Raw genomic sequence first — 21,795 nt, 5'->3', positions numbered from 1 at the left:
TTTACAGGATTTAACACATGATTCAGATCAGTAAGGGGCTGCACACTTCTGCAGCAAAAGGCGACGAGCTGCTATTTGTCGGCATAGACGGTGGTGCCAGCCATTGCCGTGCTTTGTTGCAAAACACGGCCGGCGTCAGTCTGGGTAGCGGCAAAAGCGGCCCGGCCAACCCGGTCAATGGTCTGGAACAATGCAAAAACTCTATTCTGGCTGCTGTGACTGAAGCCCTGCAACAGGCAGGCCTCAGCACGGCAGACTTTTCCCGTCTGGTGGTGGGCGCTGGCCTGGCTGGTCTGCATTTACCGGCGATGCGTGACGCCATGGCGTCATGGCAGCACCCTTTTCATTCGTTATACCTGACCACAGACTTGCATGCAGCCGCGGCCGGAGCCCACCAGGGGCTGGATGGCGCTGTGCTGATCCTTGGCACCGGCTTTAGTTCGCTGGCCAATGTGGCAGGGAAACAAACTCAGGTTGGCGGTTATGGTTTTCCCATTAATGCCACCTGCAGCGGTTCCTGGTTTGGTCTGGAAGCGGTGAAGGCGGTGCTATTGGATGCCGATGGTGTCGGACTGCCAACCAGCCTGACGCAAAGCATGCTGGCCTGTTGCAGTGCCACTGAACTGGCGCAGCAACTAATGAACGCCAGTGCCACCGAATTTGCCCGTTATGCCCCGCTGGTGTTCAGTGCGGCAGACGCTGGCGACAAAGTCAGCCTGGGCCTGATCCAACAAGGCGCCAGCTTCGTCAATCAGGTGATCCGGCGTTTATTGGCCTGTGGTGCCGACCGGCTGGCGCTGATTGGCGGCATTACCGAACGGATTAAACCCTGGCTGGACCCACAGCTGGCGGCCTGCATTACGCCAGCGCTGGCGTCGCCTGAGCAGGGTGCCATTTTATTGGCCCATCAACAACGCAACAGCCTGCAGGGGGCAAACCAATGAGATCACGGCGCGATTTTCTGAAACTGTCAGCCTTATTGGGCGTGACAGGTTTGTTTAAAAGCCAGCAGGTGCTGGCAGCACCGGCTAAAGCGAATAAACCTGTGGTGGTGTCCACCTGGGAACATGGCATGCCGGCCAACGAAGCCGCCTGGCAAGTGCTGAGCAAAGGCGGCCGGGCGCTCGACGCGGTCGAAGCCGGAGTGCGGGTGCCGGAAGCGGACCCGAAAGTGCGCACCGTCGGTTACGGTGGTTACCCGGATAAAAACGGTATCGTCACCTTAGACGCCTGCATCATGGATGAAAACATGAACTGCGGTTCAGTGGCATTTTTGCAGAATATTAAACACCCGATTTCCGTGGCCCGCGCCGTGATGGAGAAAACACCACACGTGATGCTGGTCGGTGAAGGTGCCAAACAATTTGCCTTGTCGCAGGGATTTGTCGAAGAAGACCTGCTGACAGCAGAAAGCAAAGCCGACTGGCTGGCCTGGCAAAAAGACCAGCAGCTGCAACTGATTAATATCGAAAACCACGACACCATCGGCATGCTGGCGCTGGACGCCAACGGCAATTTAAGTGGCGCCTGCACCACCAGTGGCGCCGCCTACAAAATGCATGGCCGGGTCGGCGACTCACCCATTATTGGCGCCGGTTTGTATGTGGACAACGAAGTCGGTGCCGCCACTGCCACTGGCATGGGCGAGCTGATGATCAAAACCGTCGGCAGCCACCTGGTGGTGGAACTGATGCGTCAGGGTGCGAGCCCGGAGCAGGCCTGCCGTGAAGCTGTCGAACGTATCGCCCGCAAAATTGGTGATTACGCTGCGTTTCAGGTGGGCTTTTTAGCCTTAAACCGGCAAGGCCAGTATGGTGCATTCTGTATTCAACCTGGTTTTAACTACGCCGTGCGTCAGCAAAGCGGCAGCCAGCTGATTGATGGCAAAAGCCTGCTCGGAGCCAAAGCCTGATGCGAAGTTTGTTCTGGGGCTGTGTGGCGCTGTGCAGCTGTCTGGCGCAGCCAGTTGCTTCAGCGCAGCCCGCAGAAAGGACGCAGGCCGCTGGCCTTCAGCCAGCCGAACCGCCTTTTGCGCTGACGCTGCAGCAACTGACGGACTGGACAGAGCAGGGCGCGACCGCCAGTGCGGCCAACCGCAGCCTGGTGCCGTTAGCGCGGCGACAGAGTGCGCCGCTGACGGGGCTGGCGGTACAGGACTCTTACGCCAAGGTGTTATACGCGCCTGATGGCATGAATAACTTTGGCAATTATGTAACGCCTCAGCCGAAGTTTAATCTGTACAACTTCAGCCACTGGTCGCAAATCGACATTCTGAACTGGTTTGCCGGTACTGCCGATTTAACAGTGCAAATTCCGGCCCGGCCCTGGGTCGATACCGCCCATAAAAATGGCGTCAAAGTGATAGGGTCTGTGTTTCTGGGTATTGCGCAGTGGGGCGGCAACCCGGACACAGTCGAAACCTTGCTGCAGCAGGATGCTCAAGGCCGTTTTGTGCTGGCAGACCAGCTGATCCGCATTGCCAAGTTTTATGGGTTTGACGGCTGGCTGGTGAATCAGGAAACTGATTTAACTGCCGTGAAAGACGCCGCTAACCAATTGGTGAAAGGCGAGAAAAACCCGCAACGTGGTGCTGAGCTGGCCGCGCGGTTATTGGCGTTTATGCAGTACCTGACCGCCCGTGCGCCGCAGGGCATGGAAATTCATTGGTACGACTCGATGCTGCCGAGTGGCGTGGTGCGCTGGCAAAATGAGCTGAATGAACAGAACCAGCGTTATCTGCAGGGCGCGGTGCGCAGCAGTGACGCTATTTTTCTGAATTATTGGTGGGACCAGCCAATGATCCGCCAATCGGCCGAGCGTGCGCTGATGCTGGGGCGCAGCCCTTATGAGGTTTACACAGGGGCGGATTTATGGCCAAGTCGCACAGCTCAGCGCGCCTTCAGTCAAAGCCGTTGGCTGGACGACTTAATGGTCGACGGCAAAGCCCTGACCTCCATTGCGCTGTTTGCGCCTAACGTGAATTTTAACTTCAGTGGTGACGCCGATACTCCGGCCTTCAGCACTTTTGCCGAAAACCCTCACGATGAGCGGCGCTTTTATCAGACCGAACAACGACTGTTCGCTGGCGACGATTTAAATCAGGCCACCACAGATGCAACCGGCTGGAAAGGCCTGGGCGCGTATCTGGCGGCCAAAACCACAGTGCTCAGCCTGCCATTTCACACCCGATTTAACACAGGGCACGGCAAACAGCTGTGGCTGAATGGCCAGACCAAAGGCGCGGCCTGGAGCGATATCAGTCAGCAGGACGTACTACCCACCTGGCAATTTGCGGTGGAAGGTGACGCTGCATTGCAGATTTTTTACGACTTTCACCAAGCCTGGTCTGGTGGCAGCTCGTTAGCCATTCAAAGCAGCGCGACGACCAAAACCAGTCATATTCCACTGTACCGCACTCAGTTGCAGCCCGGCAGCGGCCTGACGCTGAAGGTACGGGTTCAGGGGCAGGCCGCAGGCCTCAGCCTCTACGTACAGACCGCCGACGGCAACAGGCTGAGCCTGCCACTGCAAAACAGTGACCACTGGCAGCAACTGACTGCCCACTGGCCAGAGTTACAGGGCCAGCAGATAGTGCAGTTGGGTTTGCTGCTGAGCGCCGGTCAGAAACCACTGAATGCCCGGATTGGTGAACTGGAGCTGCTGCCATGACCGCAGTCAGCGCTATCCCATTGGAAGCCTGCATTAATGCCGACGACTTGTCTGCGTTAGCTGGCGATCTGCAGGCAGTCTTGGCAGGCGGAGCGCGCCGGATTGAACTATGTGGCGCGATGGAGCAAGACGGTTTAACCCCGTCGTTGGCTGCGATGACTATTGCCCGTCACAGCCTGGCTGACCTGCCCGGTTTGCTGGTGATGATCCGGCCGCGCGGCGGTGATTTTTGCTACAGCGCCGCTGAGCTGCTGCAAATGCAACGCAGCATTGAACTGGCCGCACAGGCTGGAGCCGACGGCGTGGTGCTGGGGCTGTTAACGGAGCAGGGCCAACTGGATATTAGCCGGTTAAAGCCTTTGCTTGCGCAAAGCCAGGCCGCCGGTTTGCAGGTCACTTTTCACCGCGCTTTTGACGCCTTGCCCGACCCACTGGTTGCGTTAGAGCAATTGGTTGACTTGGGTGTGCAGCGCATTTTAACCGCAGGCACCGCCTGGGGCAGTGGTCTGGGTATTCTGCACGGTGTGCCCTTGGTGCAGCAGTTACTGCAGCAGGCCGCTGGCCGCGTAGAGCTGGTGCTGGGTGGCGGGGTGAACCAGCAAAATCTGCCGCAGCTGTTGCCAGCACTGCAAAGCTGGCGTCAGGGTTTTTCAATCCATAGTTATTCCGCTTTGCTGACTCAGGGCCGGGTCGACCCAGACAAAGTCAGGCAGCTGACACAGTGGTGCCGCTGAGCAGAGCGAACAAAAGAACAGCGCCAATGAGGGCGTCATTTAAGTCATTACAAGAGCATTTATCATGGTTGTATCTGAGTCTTCAGGCATTTTGGATCTGAACGGTGACTGGCAATTCCGCCAGGCGGACCAGCAGGACTGGTTTGCGGCGACAGTGCCGGGTTGTAACTTTACCGATTTGCAGGCCAATGGTCTGATCGACGAACCTTTCTACCGTGACAATGAAAACAAGTTGCAATGGATTGAGCAGAAAGACTGGCATTACCGCAAAAGCTTTGTGTTGCCGGCCGACTGGCTGGCGCAGGATATTGAGCTGGTGGCTGAAGGTCTGGATACCTTTTGCGACTTGTATCTGAATGGCCAGTTGCTGGGGAAAAGCCAGAATATGTTTATTGGTCAGCAGTTTGCTTGTACTGAACTGCTGAAAGCCGGTGAAAATCGGCTGGAAATCCGTTTTCGCTCGCCGATCAATGAAACCATGCCACAACACCTGGCAGCGGGTTACACCTACCCGGCGGAAAACGACAAGTCGGACGAAAAACTCAGTGTGTATTGCCGCAAAGCACCTTGCCATTTCGGCTGGGACTGGGGCCCACGTTTTGTTACCAGCGGTATCTGGCGGCCAATTTATCTGCGTAAAGTGCCGAAAGCCCGCATCAGCAATCTGCATTTTGTCCAGCAGCGTTTGTCGGCAACGCTGGCGGAATTCAGCTTTGTTGCCAGCTATCAGCTGAAACAAAGCTGTGAAGCTGTGTTGCAGGTGCGTTGTGCCCAGGCACCAGAGCTGAACCAGCAGTTGCGGCTGCAACTGACAGAAGGCCAAGCCACAGAACTGAAGTTTCAGTTGGCCCAGCCGCAGTTATGGTGGCCTAATGGGTTGGGCGAGGCCTTTCTATACCAGTTTGACTTTAGCCTGACGGTGGACGGTGAACTGCTGGATCAACAGCAACAAAAAATTGGTTTGCGCAGCATTGAAGTGGTGAATAAACCCGACGCCGACGGCGTCAGCTTTTTCCTGAAAGTGAATGGTAAGCCGGTCTTTATGAAAGGCGCCAACTACATTCCGGGCGACAGTTTCATTCATCGTATGACTGCCGAGCGGCACCAGGCTGATTTTGCCGCTGTGACCGCCGCCAATATGAATATGCTGCGGGTCTGGGGTGGTGGCGTTTATCAGGACGATGTGTTTTACCAACTGGCGGACGAAAACGGCATTCTGATTTGGCAGGATTTTATGTTCGCCTGCTCACTGTACCCGGGTGACGCGGCTTTTATGGCCAATGTGGCGGAAGAAGCGCAGTACAACATTAAACGGCTGCGTAACCACCCTTGTATTGCACTTTGGTGTGGCAACAACGAAGTGGATATGGCCATTGAAAAATGGGACTGGCCAGCCAAATTTGGTTACAGCGATGAACTCTTTAGCCGTTTAAAACAACAGTATATGGCGTTGTTTGGTGAGCTGTTACCACAGCAGCTGCAGCAGCTGGACCCAACGCGTTTTTACCTGCGATCCTCGCCTGGGGTGTTCTGGGAAGATGATTCGGACCATTTGGGTAACCATCATTTCTGGGGCGTCTGGCATGGCGAGCAGCCCTTTAGCGAATACCAGAAACGTATTCCGCGTTTTATGTCGGAATATGGCTTCCAGTCGTTTCCTGTGCAGTCGTCGATGCAGCGGTTTACCGAAGCAGAAGACTGGGATTTAGGCTCAGAGGTATTGAGGGTGCATCAGAAACACCCACGCGGCAATAAGCTGATCCACAGCTATTTGCAGCAGGAACACCGGGACGCCGTCGACTTTACTGACCTGATGTACTTAAGCCAGGTGCAGCAGGCCGAAGGCTTAAAACTGGCCTTTGAAGCGCACCGCGCCGCCATGCCGTTTTGTATGGGTACCTTGTACTGGCAGTTGAATGACACCTGGCCGGCGGCGTCCTGGTCTGGCATTGACTATTACGGCCGCTGGAAAGCCTTGCATTACCAGGCGGGCCGTAGCTTTGGCACGGATTTACTGGTGATCACTGAACAACAGCAGCAGCTGCAAATACAGCTGGTGTCGGACCGCCACAGTGCGTTGGCCGCCCGTCTGGAGCTGCAACTGCTGGATTTCAGTGGTGCCCTGTTGTGGCAGCAACAGTCAGAACTGACCACAGCAGCCAATGCCTCTGTGCTGGTTTGGTCGAAACCGAAGGCTGAACTGTTGGCTGGTAAAACCGCTGAACAGCTGGTGTTTCAGGCCAAATTACTGAACAGCTCGGGTCAGTTACTGACCGAAAATCTGTATTATTTTGTTCCAGCCAAACAACAGACACTGAGCCGGCCAGAGCTGAGTATTCAAAGCAGTACCGAAGGCGATTGCCTGGTGCTGCAGCTGCAAAGCCGGGCTTTGGTGCGCCAATGTTTCCTGGAGTTCAGCCCTATGCCGGCCAATTTATCGGACAACTTCTTTGACTTGCTGCCCAACCAGCCGAAAACGATCCGCCTGCAAGCGGCAGGCTGGACAGCCCAGCAACTGCAGGCCTTGCTGCCAAGCCTGAGCTGGCGGACGCTGGGGGGCTTTCACTCATGACGCTGCATTGGTTCGACTTGCTGGTCATCGCGCTCTATATGGCCGGGACTTTAGGTCTGGGCTTTTATATTGCCAACAAAGCGCGGCAGGACATGAATGCCTACTTCCTGGGCGGTAAAAAAATTCCCTGGTGGGCGCTGGGCGTGTCGAACGCGTCTGGCATGTTCGATATTGCCGGCACCATGTGGCTGGTGACAGTCTGTTTTATCTATGGGCTGAAAAGCGTCTGGTTGCCCTGGGTCTGGCCTATTTTCAACCAGGTGTTTTTGATGGTGTACCTGTCACTCTGGTTGCGTCGCTCCAATGTGATGACGGGCGCAGAGTGGCTGGAAACCCGCTTTGGTAAAGGCCGCGGTGCAGAGTTATGCCAGTGGGTGGTGGTTATTTTTGCCATTGTCAGCGCCATTGGCTTTATTGCTTATGCCTTTAAAGGCATTGGCAAATTTGCCGCTATTTTCTTCCCCTGGCACTGGTCGCCCGACACTTATGCCTTGCTTATTTTCGCCTTTACTACCTTGTATGTGCTCAAAGGCGGTATGTATTCGGTGGTACTGACCGAGTTGCTGCAGTTCGTCATTATGACGCTGGCAGCGGTGGCAGTCGGTGTGATTGCGATGTCGCTGGTCAGTCCGGAGCAAATTCAGCAGGCCACGCCCAATGGCTGGGATCAGCTGTGGTTTGGCTGGCAGGTCGGTTTAGACTGGCAGGGGTTGCTCGACAGTGCCAATGACCGCATTCAGTCTGACGGCATGGAGCTGTTTGGCTTGATGATCATGATGATGCTGTTTAAAGGCGTGTTGTTCAGCATGGCAGGCCCGGTACCGAACTACGATATGCAGCGGATTCTGGCGGCGAAAACACCGAAAGAAGCGGCCAAAATGAGTGGTTTGGTGTCCTTGGTCATGTTCTTCCCAAGGTACATGATGGTGGCTGGTTTTACTGTGCTGGCCCTGGTGTATATGGGGCCGGAAATTAAAGCCCAGGGCCAGAACTTCGACTTTGAGCAGCTGCTGCCTATTGCGATTTCGCAGTATGTGCCGGTCGGGCTGGCTGGTTTGCTGATCGCCGGTTTGCTGGCGGCCTTTATGTCGACGCTGGCAGCGTCAGTCAATGCCGCACCTGTCTACCTGGTGAACGACGTCTACAAAAAGTACTTTAACCCGAACGCAGAGGCTAAAACCTATGTGCGGCTCAGTACCCTGATGTCGCTGGTGCTGGTGGTGATTGGGGTGGGTATGGGTTTTATGCTCAGCAGCATCAACAACATTATGCAGTGGATTTTTGGCGCGCTGTTTGGCGGTTATGCAGCGGCCAACCTGCTGAAGTGGCACTGGTGGCGCTTTAATGCCTATGGCTATTTCTGGGGCATGATGTCGGGTCTGGTGGCGTCCCTGGTGTTGCCACTGCTGCTGCCGGATACCCATCCGCTCTATGCCTTCCCGGCTTTATTAGCGCTTAGCCTGGCAGGTTCTGTGCTGGGTACGCTGATGACCCCGGCTGAGCCTATGCAGGTACTCTGCGATTTCTACCGCCAGGTACGGCCATGGGGCTTTTGGGCCCCGGTGAAACAGCAGGTGCTGGCACAACAACCAGATTTTGACCCGGACACTCATCCAGGCCGTGACGCCATTAATATTCTGGTGGGCATGGTCTGGCAATTGGCGCTGGTGGCGCTGCCTATCTATCTGGTGATCCAACAATGGCCTGAGTTCGGTTGGACTCTGGCTGTCGCCTTGCTCTCCAGTTGGTTTTTAAAGAAAAACTGGCTGGATAAACTGAAGGACTAACAATGAAACAACTCCTGCTTGGCAGTGCGCTAGCACTGCTGAGTCTGGCTGCTTGCGCCTCGCAAACGGCTGACTCGCCAAAAAACACCGCAAATTCGCCACTGTCGTACGTGGATCCGCTGATTGGCACCGGCGGTCATGGCCACACTTTTCCTGGCGCTGTAGTGCCTTTTGGCATGGTGCAATTAAGCCCGGACAATCCGTCCAAAGGCTGGGACTGGACTTCGGGTTACCATTATTCCGACGACACCTTGCTGGGATTTAGCCACACCCATTTGTCCGGCACCGGGGTGGGCGACATGCTGGATTTACTGGTGATGCCGTTTCGCGGTGATTACTTAAAGCGCGAACGCGACGACAAAGGCCGTATTTTCACCAAGTACAGCCACCAAGGCGAAGTGGCTCAACCTGGTTATTACGCGCTGGAGCTGCCAGCAGAACAGGTGAAAGCCGAATTAACGGCCAGTGCCAGAGTAGGGGTGCATCACTACAGTTTCAGTGGAGGGCAGGACGCCCAGCTGCTGCTGGATTTAGGTTATGCGCAGAACTTTGATAAACCGGTGACGACTTTTATCCGGGTAGAAAACGACCACACTATTGTGGGCTACCGGGTTTCCACCGGCTGGGCCAAACTGCAGCCACTGTATTTTGTTGCCCACTTCAACCAGCCGTTCAGCTACCAGCTGTATCAGGCGCAAAAACCAGCCAAAGGCGAGCAATTGCAGGCCGAACAAAGCCAAATCGTGCTGAATTTTGGTCAACCGAAAACGGCGGTTGAAGCACAGATGGCCTTGTCTTACACCAGCATTGCCGGTGCCAAACGCAACCTGGCGGCAGAAACGGCCGGTAAAAACTTTGCACAAGTGAAAGCGCAGGCGCAGCAGGCCTGGGCAGCGCAGCTGGGCCGCTTTGCTGTGGTAGACGACAACAAGGTGAATAAAACCAAGTTTTACACCGCGCTGTACCACAGCTTTTTAGCACCACAGCTGTTCAGCGATGTGGACGGCGCCTATTTGGGTGCTGATGGCGCGACGCACACTCAGCCGGGCTATCAGCGTCATAGCCTGTTTTCGCTGTGGGATACCTTCCGAGCCTTGCACCCGCTGTTGACGCTGAGCAACCCGGAACGGGTGGATGATATGGTCAAATCCATGTTGGGGTTTTATGACGAAACCGGTTTATTGCCAAGCTGGGATTTAATGTCGAACGAAACCGACGTGATGATTGGTTACCACGCGGTGCCGGTGATAGTGGACGCTTACTTAAAAGGCCTTACCAGCGCCGATCCGGAGCACCTGCTGCGGGCGGTCAAAGCCTCGGCCATGCAGAATAAATTTGGCACTGACCTGTACCGCCAGTATGGCTATATCCCGTCTGAACTGGAGCTGGAAGCTGTGTCAAAAACGCTGGAATACGCCTTTGACGACGCCGCTATTGCCCGCCTGGCGCAGGCTATGGGTAAAACCGACGATGCAGCGTTATTCAGCAAACGTGCCCTGAGTTACCGCCAGCTGTTTGATAGCAGCACAGGCTTTATGCGTGGCAAAACCAAAGAGGGCCAGTGGGTCAGCCCGTTCAGCCCGACTTATGTGGCGCACCGCACCACGGACTACACCGAAGCCAATGCCTGGCAATACAACTTCTTTGTGCCGCATGATGTTGAAGGCATGATGGCGTTATACCCGTCTGAACAGGCGTTTTTAGCTAAACTGGACGAGCTGTTTACCACCAAAGAGAAAATGCATGGCGATGTGTCGCCGGACATTACCGGCCTGATTGGCCAGTATGCGCATGGCAATGAGCCGGTGCATCATGTGGCGTATTTATACGCTTTTACCAGTGCACCGGAAAAAGGCCAGCACTGGTTACGTCATATTCGTGACACTATGTACAAAGCGGAACCGGACGGTCTGGCCGGTAACGACGACGTTGGCCAGATGTCGGCCTGGTATGTGTTCAGTGCTCTGGGTTTTTACCCGGTGAACCCGGTGGACGACGGTTTTGTTCGTGGTTTACCGCAGTTCCGTCAGGTGCAGCTCAGCCTGCCGGGTGGCAAAAGCCTGACCATTCGCACTGAAGGCGATTTGGCGGGCACAGTGCAAAGCTGGCAGCTGAACGGCCAGCCGCTGGGGCTGAAAGTCAACTATCAGCAGCTGATGCAAGGTGGTGAGCTGGTGTTTCGGATGAGCAAATAACCTGTGCAGGATAGTACCTGGGCTGGTTGCAGAAGCAAAAGGCGCTACTTAAGGCGAGCAATGGTCTGGCTCTAAGCAGACCCTCTGCGGCAGGGATGCCGCAGCGGAGCCTATAGGGATATATCCACGGCGCGTCTGCGTGAGCCAGGCCTTTGCCGCTGCATCCGGACTATTTATTTATTGGGAGCCCCAGCCGTTCCTTTGGCTACAGCTGAGGTAACCCAGCAGCAGAAAGATCACAAACAGCACCCCTTGCGCCACTGCAAAAGGCGGTTCACTTTGGGTGGGCGCCAGCTGCTGCAGGGGTGGCAGTTTCATAAAAGCCTGCACCACAGCGACAAAAGCATTTAAGTAAAAGGCGAACAGGCTGCAGACAATAAAGCCAATACGCCAGCCGCCGCTCAGTGCCGTTTTCCACCAGGCATAACCAGATACTGCCAGTACCAGCAGTGACAGGATCACAAAAAGGTGCGAAGGTAAGAACTGCTCCGCAGGCAAAATGACGCCGCTCAGGCTGGTCAGCAGCGTCAGCCACCAAAACAGACTATGCAGCAGGGCGCCGGGTTTGTGCTTCAGCAAGGCCAGGCTGAAACAGGCACCGGCCAGTAATGCCAGCAGGCTAATCAGAACGTGCAGGGTCAGTAACATAAAGGCTCCTTGGCCAGTGGACTGAGAGGTCTCAAAAGGCTTAGCAGAGCTGTCATCAGGCGGCTAAAATCGCCCAAAAGAGTGATGGGCTGAGCGCTGGAACCAGTGCCCGACCTCAATGCAGAAGCAAGGAAAAACGATGCGATTATTTGCTCCAATCTGGCTGGTGGCCGCGCTGTTCAGCAGTGTGCTTTGGGCCGAACCTGTACAACTGATTAGCTGGAATATCCGGATGGATACCCAGGCCGACAAGGAGCTGGCCTGGCCGCACCGTGCTTTGCGGGTGACCGGTTGGCTGCAGCAACAGCAGCCAGATGTGTTGGGGTTACAGGAAGTGCTGCATCATCAACTGGAGCAGGTGAAACAAGCGCTGCCCGGTTATGCAGCTGTTGGGGTAGGCCGCGACGATGGCAAACAAGGCGGTGAATACAGCCCTGTGCTGTATAAACAAAGCCGGTTTGAATTACTCGACAGCGGCACCTTCTGGCTGAACCCCGATAACAGCGTGGGTAAGGCGGGCTGGGATGCAGCGTTGCCGCGTATTTGCAGCTGGGTCTTGTTGCAGGACAAACACAACCAGCAACAATGGCGGGTGCTGAACCTGCATCTGGACCATTTGGGCGCGGAAGCGCGTCGTCAGTCGGTGCAGTTGGTGGCCACGAAGCTGGCCGCCTGGCCGCAAGGCGCTGTGGCTGTGGTGATGGGCGACTTTAATCCCTCTGGCGACGATGCTCTGTTGCAGGTCATGCAAAAGGCGCTGCCACAATATCAGGATGTGCTGGCACTGACCCCTTCGACAGGTCCGGCTTACAGTTACCTCGATTGGTACGACAAACCAGAGCAGGGCAAACGACTGGATTTTATGCTGGTGCCAAAAACCCGGTTGTCGGTGCAAAAAGCCCAACTGGTGGCGGACGATCTGCACAACCGCCGCTCCGATCATCTGGCCTTGCAGGCCTGGTTACAAATTCAGTGATATTGGCCCCTGCACGCAACGCAGCTTCGTCTGGTTTGGTTGATTCCTACAATGTGAGAGAAAATGGATTTAGAAACTGCCGCTGCCACAGCAACTGCTTATCCACTTCACTGAGTCTGGCTTCATCACAGACAAGCTCCCAGTGATCGGTAATCGCCTGTATTTGGTATTCGAATATCGCTTTGGCTTCATCCCCAGAGAGCAAAAAGTTATGTGCTGCGGCCAGGCAGGTTGCTAACTGGCTCAGTTTGTTATTCCCTGTGATCAACATAGCCTGGGTTGCTTCATTACCGGTGCGGCCCTGGGGGCAAATGTCGTAAGCAGGAGTCAGCGACAGTGTTTGACCATCCCAAAACGCAGCATGGTTTCTCGCATGATCATCTGTGTTGCCGGACAAAATATTAAAGCTAAGGCGGCAAAATAGCTCTCGCAGCGTTTTTTTGGGTGTGGTGAAGCGGTGGCGGATAATCTCGGCTAGTGTTTCGTAGCTTGCGTACCGTGCCATCATGTCATCCAATGCAAATAAGGTGAGGGCAGAAACGACAGACTTGCGTGACCAGCCATTTGGTGTAACAACCCGGTCAAATCGTTCGACCAGCAAAACATCCTTATTTGCAGCTTGTGTTAGTTTGACTGGAGCTGCATCAACTCCAGCCAATTTAGCCAACCGCATCGCGATGAATTCCGCTTTTACCACATTGTAAAGGTCATTACTTGCTGAGAATTTTGCGATGTATTTGGTGTTGTTTTCCTCGATTAATGCTTTCGGGCGCGCACCACCGATGGAGCTGCCATGAAAGAGGGCCTGGTCCAATTCCGCAGTCAATGGGATGCCTTTCTCGACGCGGGCAGCAGATTCTTGTAATTCTTCCAAGCTGACGTTTATTGCAGATCTGGGCACATATTCTGTTGGTGACTGTTGAAAGTCTAATGCGCCTATCCGGTCTGAGCCTGATTCAAGCAAATAGGTGAGTTCGTCGAGCTGATCGGTATCAATGTCTTTGCCTTTGAATCCAAGGCGTCGATTGATGATGACCCGCCGTCCCCAGGCATCTGGTGCTCCGTCTCTGATACAGCCGGGAATGCTCAGACCATCCTGCAGTGGCAAGATGCCAGGCTGTAAGGGTAGTTCTGGTTCATAAATGGGCATGGCATCCTGAAATCTCTCAAGATAGCTTTTACCGTAGTTGAACAGCAGCTTGTTTCCTTCTGGCGCCAAACGCCCTGCAACGACAGGAGTTGTTGCTTGTGGCAGCCAAACCCAGACAAATGCTTCTTTATAGTTATTTTTAGAAGTCATCCATGACTACCTTTTTCTCTTTTCGGGCGCTTTTGGGTAAAAGAGCCAACTTATATTCTACCTGTTTGCTGTGCATGGCCAGTCGCCCCGGTTCTGCTTCAAATAAAGACACACCAACAATTCTGGCTACTTCAAATGTGGCGCCGATTTCACATTTAGGATCTGCCTTTTCGATCCGGGAGAGCATGCCTCTGGAAATACCCGCACGATCAGCAAGGTCCTGAGCGGTCATTTTGTTTTCAAGCCTTGCTGCACGTATCAAGCCAGCCAAAAGTGTTAATACTTCTTCGGTATAGCGGGAATAAGTTCTTGTCACAGATTTTGGCACTTTTGCTCCATATATAAATCACATTGGGCTTATATGTATCATGTATAGTGCATTTTTCAGTTATCTGCAATTTACTTTCAGCATAATGTTCCATATATGTAGCGTGAGCGGTTTTCTTGCTCTATATGTGGCGCAAATGGCAATTGAGCTGGATTTTGTAGGCTGGTAATCCCATTTATCAACAGATTTTCTCCTTGATGCGGCGCCTGCAAAGCCCCCTGATAATGAACTCATCCTTTGGTCGCATTTTGTGGTTGGACACTGGGAATTCTGCAGGCGGCGCTTTACCATAAGCGCCGCCTTCCATTTCTTACTTAAAAAGCGTTTAGCCCTATGATTGTCCGGCCCAAGCTGCACTGGTTGCGTATGTTATTTGTCTGGCGTGGTTCAGTGGTGGTGCGCATTTTGCCGCAGCTCTGTACCCTGGTGCTGATTGCTGGGGTGGTGGTGCTGGCGAAACGCTTTTATCCGGCCTATGTGCCCGACTTAACGCCCGTGCCTTTTACCCTGCTTGGCATTGCGCTGGCGATTTTTTTGAGTTTTCGCAATTCGGTCAGTTATGAGCGCTTCTGGGAAGCCCGCAAGTTATGGGGCGCTGTGCTGGTGGAAACCCGCGCCTTAACCCGGCAGCTGTTATCGGCCAGCGACGCCAGCGACACTCAGCAGCGCCAGTTTGTCCACAGCCTGATTGCCTTTGTGTATGCACTGCGGGCGCAATTACGCCAGCAGGACGCGGCCAGTCTGTTGCAGCCGCTGGTGCGGCCTTTATTGTGGCCTGAGTTGTCGAGGGCCCGTTTTAAACCGGCGCTGGTGGTGCGCGATCTCTCGCTGCAACTTGCCGAGCTGCGCCGTGCTAAACAACTGGAACCGATTTTATTTGCCAGCATGGACCAGCAGTTATCTCAGCTGGCGGCTTGTCTCGGCGGTTGTGAACGGATTGCCAGCACGCCGGTGCCTTTTGCTTATGCGGTGATTTTGCACCGCACTGTCTACCTCTACAGCTTTTTATTGCCCTTGGGACTGGTGGCAACCCTGGGTGTGATGACGCCGCTGATTGTGGCTTTTGTCGCTTACACCTTTTTAGCCATTGAAGCGCTGGCCGAAGAGCTGCAGGAACCCTTTGGTACAGAAGCCAATGATCTGGCGCTGGATGCGATGACTGAAGTGATTGAGTCGTCGTTAAAAGAAATGCTGGGAGAGCAGGTGAATCCGGCACCCGCAGTGCCGGACAATTGCATTGTGACCTGAGCCTGGTGGCAAACCTGGTGGCAGGCCGCTGCCTTTATTGCAGCTGTTGCAGAACTTTGGCCTGGTCAGAAAAATCGTCAATCTGCGCCAGCACTTTGCCGTCTTTCAGCTTCAGCAGCACTGGGATACTGCGCACATTAAAGTGCTGAAACAGTACGCCATACTGGTCAATCCGGAACGGCACTTTCATCTGGTACTGGCGGTTAAAGTCAGCCAGTGCTTTGTCGTCCGTCCACAGATGGTTCACCAGCCCTTGCCAGTTGGCCTTCGGCAATTTGGCCACCAGCGCATTTAAATCGGTCTGCGCTTGTTTGCACTGCGCCGCCATGGTCGGGCGCGTGTCGGCCAGATACCAATCGCACCAGGTGGCGGTTATAAACAGCAGTTGCTCACCCTGGCTGACCGTCGCCAATTGCTGTTGCTGCTGCGCCGGGCTGACTTTATCGGCAGGTTCAGGCGGTAATTGCTGGCCTTGGGCCAGGCGCTGAATAAAACCATCCAGTGCAGCATCCGATTCATGGCTGCTGTATACCTGCTGACCCTGGCTGTTCATCAGCACTGAAAATGGCGTACCTACTAACCCCAGTGCTAACGCCAACTGACCGTTCTGGTCCAGCCATACCGGCATGGTCAGGCCAAAGCGCTGGATCACCTTGTTCACTTCGGCGGGCTGTTCGTTGATATTGATATTCACCGCGACAAAATTCACCTGGTCGCCGTAGTCTTTATACAGCTGCTCAAAATGCGGCATTTGTTCCATACAGGGTTTGCACCAGCTGGCCCATAACTTCACGTACAAAGGTTTATTGGCGTCGAGCTGCCCCAGCTGCAGTTGCTTGTCCGAGCCGAATTGTTGCAGCGGTACGGTTTTGTAATCGGGTAAAGCGGCCTGGCTGGCAAAGCCGGTCAACAGAACCAGGGCCCCCAACAGGGATTTCAGGCTAGACATAACAAACTCCGGTTATTTCACTGGTTCCAGTCTGGCTGGTAGTTAGTTTTTTGCCTTGTAAATTTGCGACAGCTTGCGCTGGCGGTAGCTGGCTGGTGTTTCGCCGACAAAATCACGGAAGGCATGGCTGAAATGGGCCTGGTCATAAAAACCAAGGTCCAGCGCCAATTGGGCCAGCGGTTGTTGGGTCTGCGCCAGCCGCAGTCTGGCCTGCTTTAAGCGCTGACAGAGTTGAAAATAGGCCGGGCTCAGGCCGACCTGCTGCAGCAATTGCCGCTCCAGAGTACGGCTGCTGATACCCAGTTCAGCCGCGGCGCTGGCGACATTCAGTTCGGGTTGTTGCAGCAACTGCAATGCCGCCTGAGTGCGGGCTGAACCGACCGAATCCAGCCAGAGCCGGATCAGCCACTGTTCTAAACTGGCCACCGCAGCTGCTGTGCTCAGGTCGGGCAACTGCTGCAGCAACAGCAGCAGCTGCTGGCGCATGGTCCCACTGAGCAGCTCTGTGGCATCGCAACCATGGTCAGGCAGCTCGGAAGGAGGCAAACGGAATAGCTGAAACAAAGCGCCGGCAAAGAGCCGCACGCTGATTTGTGGCTGGCGGGTGAAAAACTGCCGGGTTTTAGTCTGGCGGTTAAATTCAAAGCAGGCGGACGCCTGTTGCAGGCCAAGCTCAAAGGTCAGGCTGCAGCCGCCGTCCGGGTAGAGTTTCTCCAACGAACTTGGCGGTAAACCCTGGCCACCGCCGATGGCCCAAAAGCAATCCACCAGCTCGCACAGCATGGCTTCCGGGTAAAAGCGGCGAAAACCAAGGTAACTGAACTCTTGTTGTTGCTGTTCCCGCATCGGCTGATCTGCTGGATTTTTTCGTCACTTTAACCGCTTTCAGAGCGGTCAGCCAGCCCAGCCCCAGTCAAAGGATCCGGGAGGGCAAGCCCTCCCTTGCAAAGTCTGTATTACAGGTCGCTGTGTGGGCCAAACACCTCGTAATGAATGGCTTCGGCATGCACGCCTAACGCCAGCAACTGGTCTTTGGCAAACTTCATAAAGCCGGTGGGGCCACAAAGATAAAACTGGCCTGTCAGCAGTGGGAGTTCACTGGCAATGGCGTCCAACTGCATCAGACCGCAGAACTCATCTGCTGTCGCTGGTTGCGGTTGCTGGTACCAGCTGTAGCTTTGCAGCGCCGGGTACTGCTGCTGCAGCTCGCTGATACGCTGGCGGAACGAGTGCTGCTGTGGGTTTTCGCAGGCGTGCAGGTACCAGACCGGCACATCGGCTTTTGCGGCCGCCAGTGTTTCCAGCATGGCCAGCATCGGGGTCAGGCCGACACCGGCTGAAATCAATACAGTGGGCACCGTCTGCGATTTCAGGTAGAAGTCACCGGCCGGTGGCATCAGTTCCAGCACATCACCTGGCTGAATATGCTGATGCAGGTAGTTGGATACCAGGCCAGGCTGCGGCTGCTCTTCGCGTTTGACGCTGATGCGGTAGTTGCGGCCATTGGCTTTGTCCGACAGCGAATACTGGCGAATTTCGACATAGTCCGCATAAGGCGGCTTCACTTTGACACCCAGGTACTGGCCTGGCTGGTAGCCGATCACCGGGCCTCCGTCTTCCGGAGTCAGCACAAAGCTGGACACCAGCTCTGACTCTTTGGTTTTTTCACTGACCACAAAACGGCGGGCACCCGACCAGCCTCCAGTGGCCTCGCTGGACTGCTGGTACAGCTGTTTTTCACGGCCGATCAGAATGCCGGCCAGCAGCTGATACGCGAGAGTCCAGGCTTCGGCGACATCGTCAGTAAACTGCGCTGGGGCCAGTTCTTTTAAGGTAGCGATCAGGTGATGACCAACAATGTCGTAATGGGCAGGTTCAATCACAAAGCTGCTGTGTTTGTGAGCGATACGCTCCACCGCAGCGCCAAGTGCGCCTAAGTTATCAATATTTTTGGCATAAGCGGCTACGGCGCTGAACAGGGCGAACTGTTGTTTACCGCTGGCCTGGTGGGCCATATTAAAAATGTTTTTCAGCTGTGGATTGGCAGTAAACATCCGTTTGTAAAAATAATCGGTCACCGCAACGCCGGCGTTTTCCAGCAGGGGCACCGTACTTTTGACCAATTGAATCTGTTCGGCAGATAACATAACAACCTCGTGAAGATAACAAATCAGCCCGCCCGGCCATCAAGGCGGGGGGATGTCAGAATGGGCCAGTAGACCCAGGTAAATATCAGAAAAGCAGCAAGCCAAAGCGCTGCGCTCAACTGCCACAGCAGATGCGGTGCACCCAGTGCCGTTGCCAGGCTGCGGCAGAAGCCACAGAGCAACAAAGTGGCAAAACTCCAGGCCATCACAGGCCGGGCAGCTAAAGACCGGCCTGTATGACCGAGTGACACCCGGGCCATCATTGCCAGCATCATGGCAGCCATGGCTCCCACCGCGATAAGGTGCAGCATGTCTTTAAAATTCAGCCAGCCAGTCAGCAGGCTGAAGCCCATCAGCAATAAACCGGAGGCTAAAGCGAGATAAGAGCCATGCAAAGACCAGAGCAGAGGTTGCTGTAACAGGCCGGGTGTAAACCAGCAGCCCAGCCGCCACAGGTGCAGCAGACCCGCCAGTAGTAACAGCCCGCCAGGGGAAGGCAGGGCTGGCCACCAGGCGCTGACGATAAAATGCCCGCTGGCGGCCAGAGTGCTGACCAGAACCCACCGGTCAAGCCGCACTGTGCGCGGCTGTTCAGTCTGAGTGGCTCTGGCGGTGAAAAATGGAATAACCCGGCCACCCACTATACCCATCAGCAGGCAGAACAGCAGGATCATGCTGTGGCTTAAATGGGAGGCTAAGGCCCAGTGTTGGCTCTGGCTTAGCCATAGCACGGCTGCATTCAGGCCGGCCATCGCCAGCAGCAACGGCAGAAACTGGTAGTTGTTGCGGCTTTTCGCCAGCCAGAGCTGACGGCCTAATGCCGCAATCACGCCCAGCCACCACAGGCTTTGCAGGGCGATCAGCAGCCAGATGTCCTGACTGGGCGCGACAAAAGGCGTGAGTCGGGCCAGCAGCCAGATTAGGCACAGCAGCGCCAGTTTGCCGCCCTTCAGTCCCGGTACGCCTGTCCAGTTTTGTGCGGCGGTCAGCAGGAAACCTGCCGCCACCAAAGCGCCAAAACCAAACAGCATTTCGTGGGCATGCCAGAGCGTGGCTGGCAGCAACAGCTGACCTGACCACCAGCCGGACAACTGGCCTAGCCACAGAGCAATGGCCAGTACAGCCCACAGCCCGGCCAATAAAAAGAACGGCCGGAACGCCAGTGCCAGCACGGCTGGCATGGTGCTGCTGGCCGGGTTCGGCTCAATAGTCAGCGGTTGCATACTCAGCGAACCTCTTGCTGTAAACCGTATTGGGCGACACAGCGGCCCACATAGCTGATTTTCATCAGGGTGGCGCTGCCAATCAGGCTCAGGTGACCAGCGATCAGTTGCTGTATGCTGAACCATTGCTCAAAGGGGTAGCAGATCAGCACAGTGGCCATGAGGGTCAGTACTGACAACGACAGCAATCCATTGCACCAGCCCAATAACTTCTGGTACCCGGCCAGGCTGAAGAATGACCTTGTGGTTTGCATACAGAGCTCCAGGTTTAGGTGAATTACAGCCTTACCAGAGCATTGAGCGTGCCACTTTTAATTTTTATTTAAAATCAATAGTATAGATAAATTCTTTTGGTGATCGTGTCATTTTGACCTATACTGTTTTGAGGTTAATTTGTAACGAAAGAGTCAGTTTGACATGTCTGCTGCAACAACAGAGCAAAACACAGCTGTGCTGCTGGAAGTGGCATTGGATTTAGCCAATAGCCTGAACAATGAAAACCGCTTTGACCGCTTGCTGACCTCGATTCGCAAAGCCATCCGCTGTGATGCAGTAGCGCTGATGGGCTTGCATCAGCAGGTGCTGACACCACTGGCTATTCAGGGCCTGTCGACGGACACCATGGGGCGACGTTTTAGCCTGAGCGAGCACCCCAGACTGGCGCTTTTGTGCCAAAGCCCGGGGCCTTACCGATTCCCGGCAGACAGTGAGCTGGCCGATCCCTACGACGGTTTGTTATTGGCCCGTTCCGGCGATTTGCCTGTGCACTCCTGCATGGGGTTGCCGCTGTATTCCGACCAGCAACTGATTGGTCTGCTGACCATCGACAGCCTGGAGCCTTATGCCTTTGACGGCATCAGCGACAAAACACTGGAGCTGATGGCGGCCTTGTCGGCTGCCACCTTAAAAAGCGCTTTTGAGATGACCAAACTGGCGCTCAGTGCTCAGCATGCGCAGCAACTGGTGCAGGAGCTGACCCAGGAAGCTTTGCTGCGGGATGGTGGTGAACTGATAGGCCAGAGTGCGGCGATGCAGGCGCTGCGCAGTGATATTCAACTGGTGGCCGGCTCGGACTACACAGTGCTGGTGCAGGGCGAAACCGGTGTCGGCAAGGAACTGGTGGCCCGCACCTTACACCAGTTGTCGCCACGCAAAACCGCGCCATTGGTGCATCTGAACTGCGCGTCCTTGCCGGAGAGCCTGGCTGAAGCTGAATTGTTCGGCCACGCCCGCGGTGCTTTTACCGGCGCGGAAAAAGATCGTCCCGGTAAGTTTTTATTGGCCGACGGCGGCAGCATTTTTCTGGATGAAGTGGGTGAGTTACCGCTGAGTATTCAGGCCAAGCTGCTGCGGGTGCTGCAAAGTGGTGAAATTCAGCCGGTCGGCAAAGATGCGGTGCAAAAGGTCAATGTGCGGGTGATTGCCGCCACCAACCGCAATTTACAACTGGAAGTGGAGCAGGGCCGGTTTCGGGCGGATCTGTACCACCGGCTGACGGTGTATCCGCTGACGGTGCCGCCGCTGCGTCAGCGCCAGAATGATGTGCTGCTGCTGGCCGGTTATTTCCTCGAGCAAACCAGCCGTAAACTGGGGATTCGTCAGTTGAAACTGGCAGCGGATGCGGCGCAAGCTTTGCTCAGCTACAACTGGCCTGGCAATGTGCGGGAGCTGGAGCATGTGCTGAGCCGGGCCGCGCTGAAAGCCGCCGGACAAAAAGGCCGGGCAGCTATTGTCAGCGTGGACGCTGCGCAGCTGGAGCTGACGCCGGCAGCACCTGTGGCACTGTCCAGCCAGCCTTCAGTGTTGCCAGAGCAGCTGACCGATTTAAAAACTGCGACCGACAGCTTTCAGCGCCAGCTGATTTTACAGACCTTGCAGCAAACGGGCGGCAACTGGGCCGAAGCTGCCCGGCGCTTGCAGCAGGACAGAGCCAACCTGACCCGGCTGGCCAGGCGGCTGGGAATTGCAGTGCAAAAACAGATTATTGGCTGAGTGAGTTGTCAGAAAAACAAAGCAGCC

At 55.2% G+C, this 21,795-nt stretch carries 18 protein-coding genes; 10 read left to right on the top strand and 8 right to left on the bottom strand.

Translation table 11 applies throughout. The features are described from left to right. Positions 1-17 precede the first annotated feature (17 nt). The 7 genes from ACFO3I_RS02440 (at position 18) to ACFO3I_RS02410 (ending at position 10,957) form a co-directional block, all read left to right on the top strand. Positions 18-944 (top strand): glucosamine kinase nucleotide-binding domain-containing protein, encoded by a 927-nt coding sequence (locus tag ACFO3I_RS02440; protein ID WP_377331460.1) that lies wholly within the window; start codon positions 18-20, stop codon positions 942-944. Then, a complete protein-coding gene (locus ACFO3I_RS02435) occupies positions 941-1,912 on the top strand; it encodes a glycosylasparaginase (protein WP_377331459.1) in 972 nt (323 codons plus the stop codon). Before ACFO3I_RS02440 ends, ACFO3I_RS02435 begins: the two co-directional genes overlap by 4 nt. After that, the gene (locus ACFO3I_RS02430; RefSeq protein ID WP_377331457.1) at positions 1,912-3,669 is read left to right on the top strand and encodes an endo-beta-N-acetylglucosaminidase; all 1,758 of its coding nucleotides are present in this window, start codon (positions 1,912-1,914) and stop codon (positions 3,667-3,669) included. Before ACFO3I_RS02435 ends, ACFO3I_RS02430 begins: the two co-directional genes overlap by 1 nt. Continuing rightward, entirely contained in the window at positions 3,666-4,403 is a 738-nt protein-coding gene (locus tag ACFO3I_RS02425; protein ID WP_377331456.1) for a copper homeostasis protein CutC, read from the top strand. The genes ACFO3I_RS02430 and ACFO3I_RS02425 overlap by 4 nt, the downstream gene beginning before the upstream one ends. Before the next feature lie 64 nt (positions 4,404-4,467). Next, positions 4,468-6,975: a beta-mannosidase gene (locus tag ACFO3I_RS02420; RefSeq protein ID WP_337879911.1), complete on the top strand. Its 2,508-nt coding sequence runs from the start codon at positions 4,468-4,470 to the stop codon at positions 6,973-6,975. Beyond that, a complete protein-coding gene (locus ACFO3I_RS02415) occupies positions 6,972-8,762 on the top strand; it encodes a sodium:solute symporter family protein (RefSeq protein ID WP_377331454.1) in 1,791 nt (596 codons plus the stop codon). Before ACFO3I_RS02420 ends, ACFO3I_RS02415 begins: the two co-directional genes overlap by 4 nt. A gap of 2 nt (positions 8,763-8,764) precedes the next feature. Continuing rightward, positions 8,765-10,957, top strand: a complete 2,193-nt coding sequence (locus ACFO3I_RS02410; RefSeq protein ID WP_377331453.1) for a GH92 family glycosyl hydrolase — start codon at positions 8,765-8,767, stop codon at positions 10,955-10,957. 177 nt (positions 10,958-11,134) lie between these two features. On the opposite strand, the gene ACFO3I_RS02405 is transcribed toward ACFO3I_RS02410, so the two are convergent. Next, complete coding sequence (locus ACFO3I_RS02405) at positions 11,135-11,605, bottom strand: hypothetical protein (protein ID WP_377331452.1); 471 nt, start codon at positions 11,603-11,605, stop codon at positions 11,135-11,137. 139 nt (positions 11,606-11,744) lie between these two features. Between ACFO3I_RS02405 and ACFO3I_RS02400 the strand changes: the two genes are divergently transcribed. Next, positions 11,745-12,581: an endonuclease/exonuclease/phosphatase family protein gene (locus ACFO3I_RS02400; protein ID WP_377331450.1), complete on the top strand. Its 837-nt coding sequence runs from the start codon at positions 11,745-11,747 to the stop codon at positions 12,579-12,581. Positions 12,582-12,627: 46 nt separating this feature from the next. Here the strand turns inward: ACFO3I_RS02400 and ACFO3I_RS02395 are convergent, their stop codons facing one another. Continuing rightward, positions 12,628-13,881, bottom strand: coding sequence for a type II toxin-antitoxin system HipA family toxin (locus ACFO3I_RS02395; RefSeq protein ID WP_377331449.1), 1,254 nt, complete (start codon positions 13,879-13,881; stop codon positions 12,628-12,630). Beyond that, positions 13,871-14,209 (bottom strand): helix-turn-helix transcriptional regulator, encoded by a 339-nt coding sequence (locus ACFO3I_RS02390; protein WP_377331447.1) that lies wholly within the window; start codon positions 14,207-14,209, stop codon positions 13,871-13,873. The genes ACFO3I_RS02395 and ACFO3I_RS02390 overlap by 11 nt, the downstream gene beginning before the upstream one ends. A 333-nt stretch (positions 14,210-14,542) precedes the next feature. On the opposite strand from ACFO3I_RS02390, the gene ACFO3I_RS02385 reads away from it, so the two are divergent. Continuing rightward, positions 14,543-15,457, top strand: a complete 915-nt coding sequence (locus tag ACFO3I_RS02385) for a bestrophin family protein (RefSeq protein WP_337879903.1) — start codon at positions 14,543-14,545, stop codon at positions 15,455-15,457. Positions 15,458-15,491: 34 nt separating this feature from the next. On the opposite strand, the gene ACFO3I_RS02380 is transcribed toward ACFO3I_RS02385, so the two are convergent. From ACFO3I_RS02380 to ACFO3I_RS02360, 5 genes are all read right to left on the bottom strand, one after another. Continuing rightward, a complete protein-coding gene (locus tag ACFO3I_RS02380; RefSeq protein WP_377331446.1) occupies positions 15,492-16,406 on the bottom strand; it encodes a redoxin family protein in 915 nt (304 codons plus the stop codon). A gap of 42 nt (positions 16,407-16,448) precedes the next feature. After that, complete coding sequence (locus ACFO3I_RS02375) at positions 16,449-17,252, bottom strand: helix-turn-helix domain-containing protein (protein WP_377331444.1); 804 nt, start codon at positions 17,250-17,252, stop codon at positions 16,449-16,451. A gap of 110 nt (positions 17,253-17,362) precedes the next feature. Continuing rightward, positions 17,363-18,553, bottom strand: a complete 1,191-nt coding sequence (gene hmpA, locus ACFO3I_RS02370) for an NO-inducible flavohemoprotein (protein WP_377331443.1) — start codon at positions 18,551-18,553, stop codon at positions 17,363-17,365. Between the two features lie 23 nt (positions 18,554-18,576). After that, complete coding sequence (locus ACFO3I_RS02365) at positions 18,577-19,776, bottom strand: NnrS family protein (RefSeq protein WP_377331441.1); 1,200 nt, start codon at positions 19,774-19,776, stop codon at positions 18,577-18,579. A 2-nt stretch (positions 19,777-19,778) separates the two neighbouring features. After that, positions 19,779-20,030 (bottom strand): hypothetical protein, encoded by a 252-nt coding sequence (locus ACFO3I_RS02360; protein WP_377331440.1) that lies wholly within the window; start codon positions 20,028-20,030, stop codon positions 19,779-19,781. Positions 20,031-20,193: 163 nt separating this feature from the next. Between ACFO3I_RS02360 and norR the strand changes: the two genes are divergently transcribed. Continuing rightward, entirely contained in the window at positions 20,194-21,768 is a 1,575-nt protein-coding gene (norR, locus tag ACFO3I_RS02355; protein ID WP_377331438.1) for a nitric oxide reductase transcriptional regulator NorR, read from the top strand. Positions 21,769-21,795: the final 27 nt, after the last annotated feature.

It is taken from the genome of Rheinheimera marina (genome assembly GCF_042654345.1).
Lineage (GTDB): Bacteria > Pseudomonadota > Gammaproteobacteria > Enterobacterales > Alteromonadaceae > Pararheinheimera > Pararheinheimera marina.
The sequence above is the reverse complement of the archived record's forward strand: the minus strand, read 5'-3'. Positions and strand labels throughout refer to the sequence as shown.

What these genes read in the sequence shown, in the direction of transcription:
- ACFO3I_RS02420 (WP_337879911.1), top strand. Translation starts at nt 4,468, where the DNA reads ATGGTTGTATCTGAGTCTTCAGGCATTTTGGATCTGAACGGTGACTGG.
- norR (WP_377331438.1), top strand. Translation starts at nt 20,194, where the DNA reads ATGTCTGCTGCAACAACAGAGCAAAACACAGCTGTGCTGCTGGAAGTG.
- ACFO3I_RS02395 (WP_377331449.1), bottom strand. Translation starts at nt 13,881, where the DNA reads ATGACTTCTAAAAATAACTATAAAGAAGCATTTGTCTGGGTTTGGCTG.
- ACFO3I_RS02360 (WP_377331440.1), bottom strand. Translation starts at nt 20,030, where the DNA reads ATGCAAACCACAAGGTCATTCTTCAGCCTGGCCGGGTACCAGAAGTTA.
- ACFO3I_RS02440 (WP_377331460.1), top strand. Translation starts at nt 18, where the DNA reads ATGATTCAGATCAGTAAGGGGCTGCACACTTCTGCAGCAAAAGGCGAC.
- ACFO3I_RS02365 (WP_377331441.1), bottom strand. Translation starts at nt 19,776, where the DNA reads ATGCAACCGCTGACTATTGAGCCGAACCCGGCCAGCAGCACCATGCCA.
- ACFO3I_RS02405 (WP_377331452.1), bottom strand. Translation starts at nt 11,605, where the DNA reads ATGTTACTGACCCTGCACGTTCTGATTAGCCTGCTGGCATTACTGGCC.
- ACFO3I_RS02435 (WP_377331459.1), top strand. Translation starts at nt 941, where the DNA reads ATGAGATCACGGCGCGATTTTCTGAAACTGTCAGCCTTATTGGGCGTG.
- ACFO3I_RS02385 (WP_337879903.1), top strand. Translation starts at nt 14,543, where the DNA reads ATGATTGTCCGGCCCAAGCTGCACTGGTTGCGTATGTTATTTGTCTGG.
- ACFO3I_RS02400 (WP_377331450.1), top strand. Translation starts at nt 11,745, where the DNA reads ATGCGATTATTTGCTCCAATCTGGCTGGTGGCCGCGCTGTTCAGCAGT.
- hmpA (WP_377331443.1), bottom strand. Translation starts at nt 18,553, where the DNA reads ATGTTATCTGCCGAACAGATTCAATTGGTCAAAAGTACGGTGCCCCTG.
- ACFO3I_RS02410 (WP_377331453.1), top strand. Translation starts at nt 8,765, where the DNA reads ATGAAACAACTCCTGCTTGGCAGTGCGCTAGCACTGCTGAGTCTGGCT.
- ACFO3I_RS02430 (WP_377331457.1), top strand. Translation starts at nt 1,912, where the DNA reads ATGCGAAGTTTGTTCTGGGGCTGTGTGGCGCTGTGCAGCTGTCTGGCG.
- ACFO3I_RS02415 (WP_377331454.1), top strand. Translation starts at nt 6,972, where the DNA reads ATGACGCTGCATTGGTTCGACTTGCTGGTCATCGCGCTCTATATGGCC.
- ACFO3I_RS02380 (WP_377331446.1), bottom strand. Translation starts at nt 16,406, where the DNA reads ATGTCTAGCCTGAAATCCCTGTTGGGGGCCCTGGTTCTGTTGACCGGC.
- ACFO3I_RS02425 (WP_377331456.1), top strand. Translation starts at nt 3,666, where the DNA reads ATGACCGCAGTCAGCGCTATCCCATTGGAAGCCTGCATTAATGCCGAC.
- ACFO3I_RS02375 (WP_377331444.1), bottom strand. Translation starts at nt 17,252, where the DNA reads ATGCGGGAACAGCAACAACAAGAGTTCAGTTACCTTGGTTTTCGCCGC.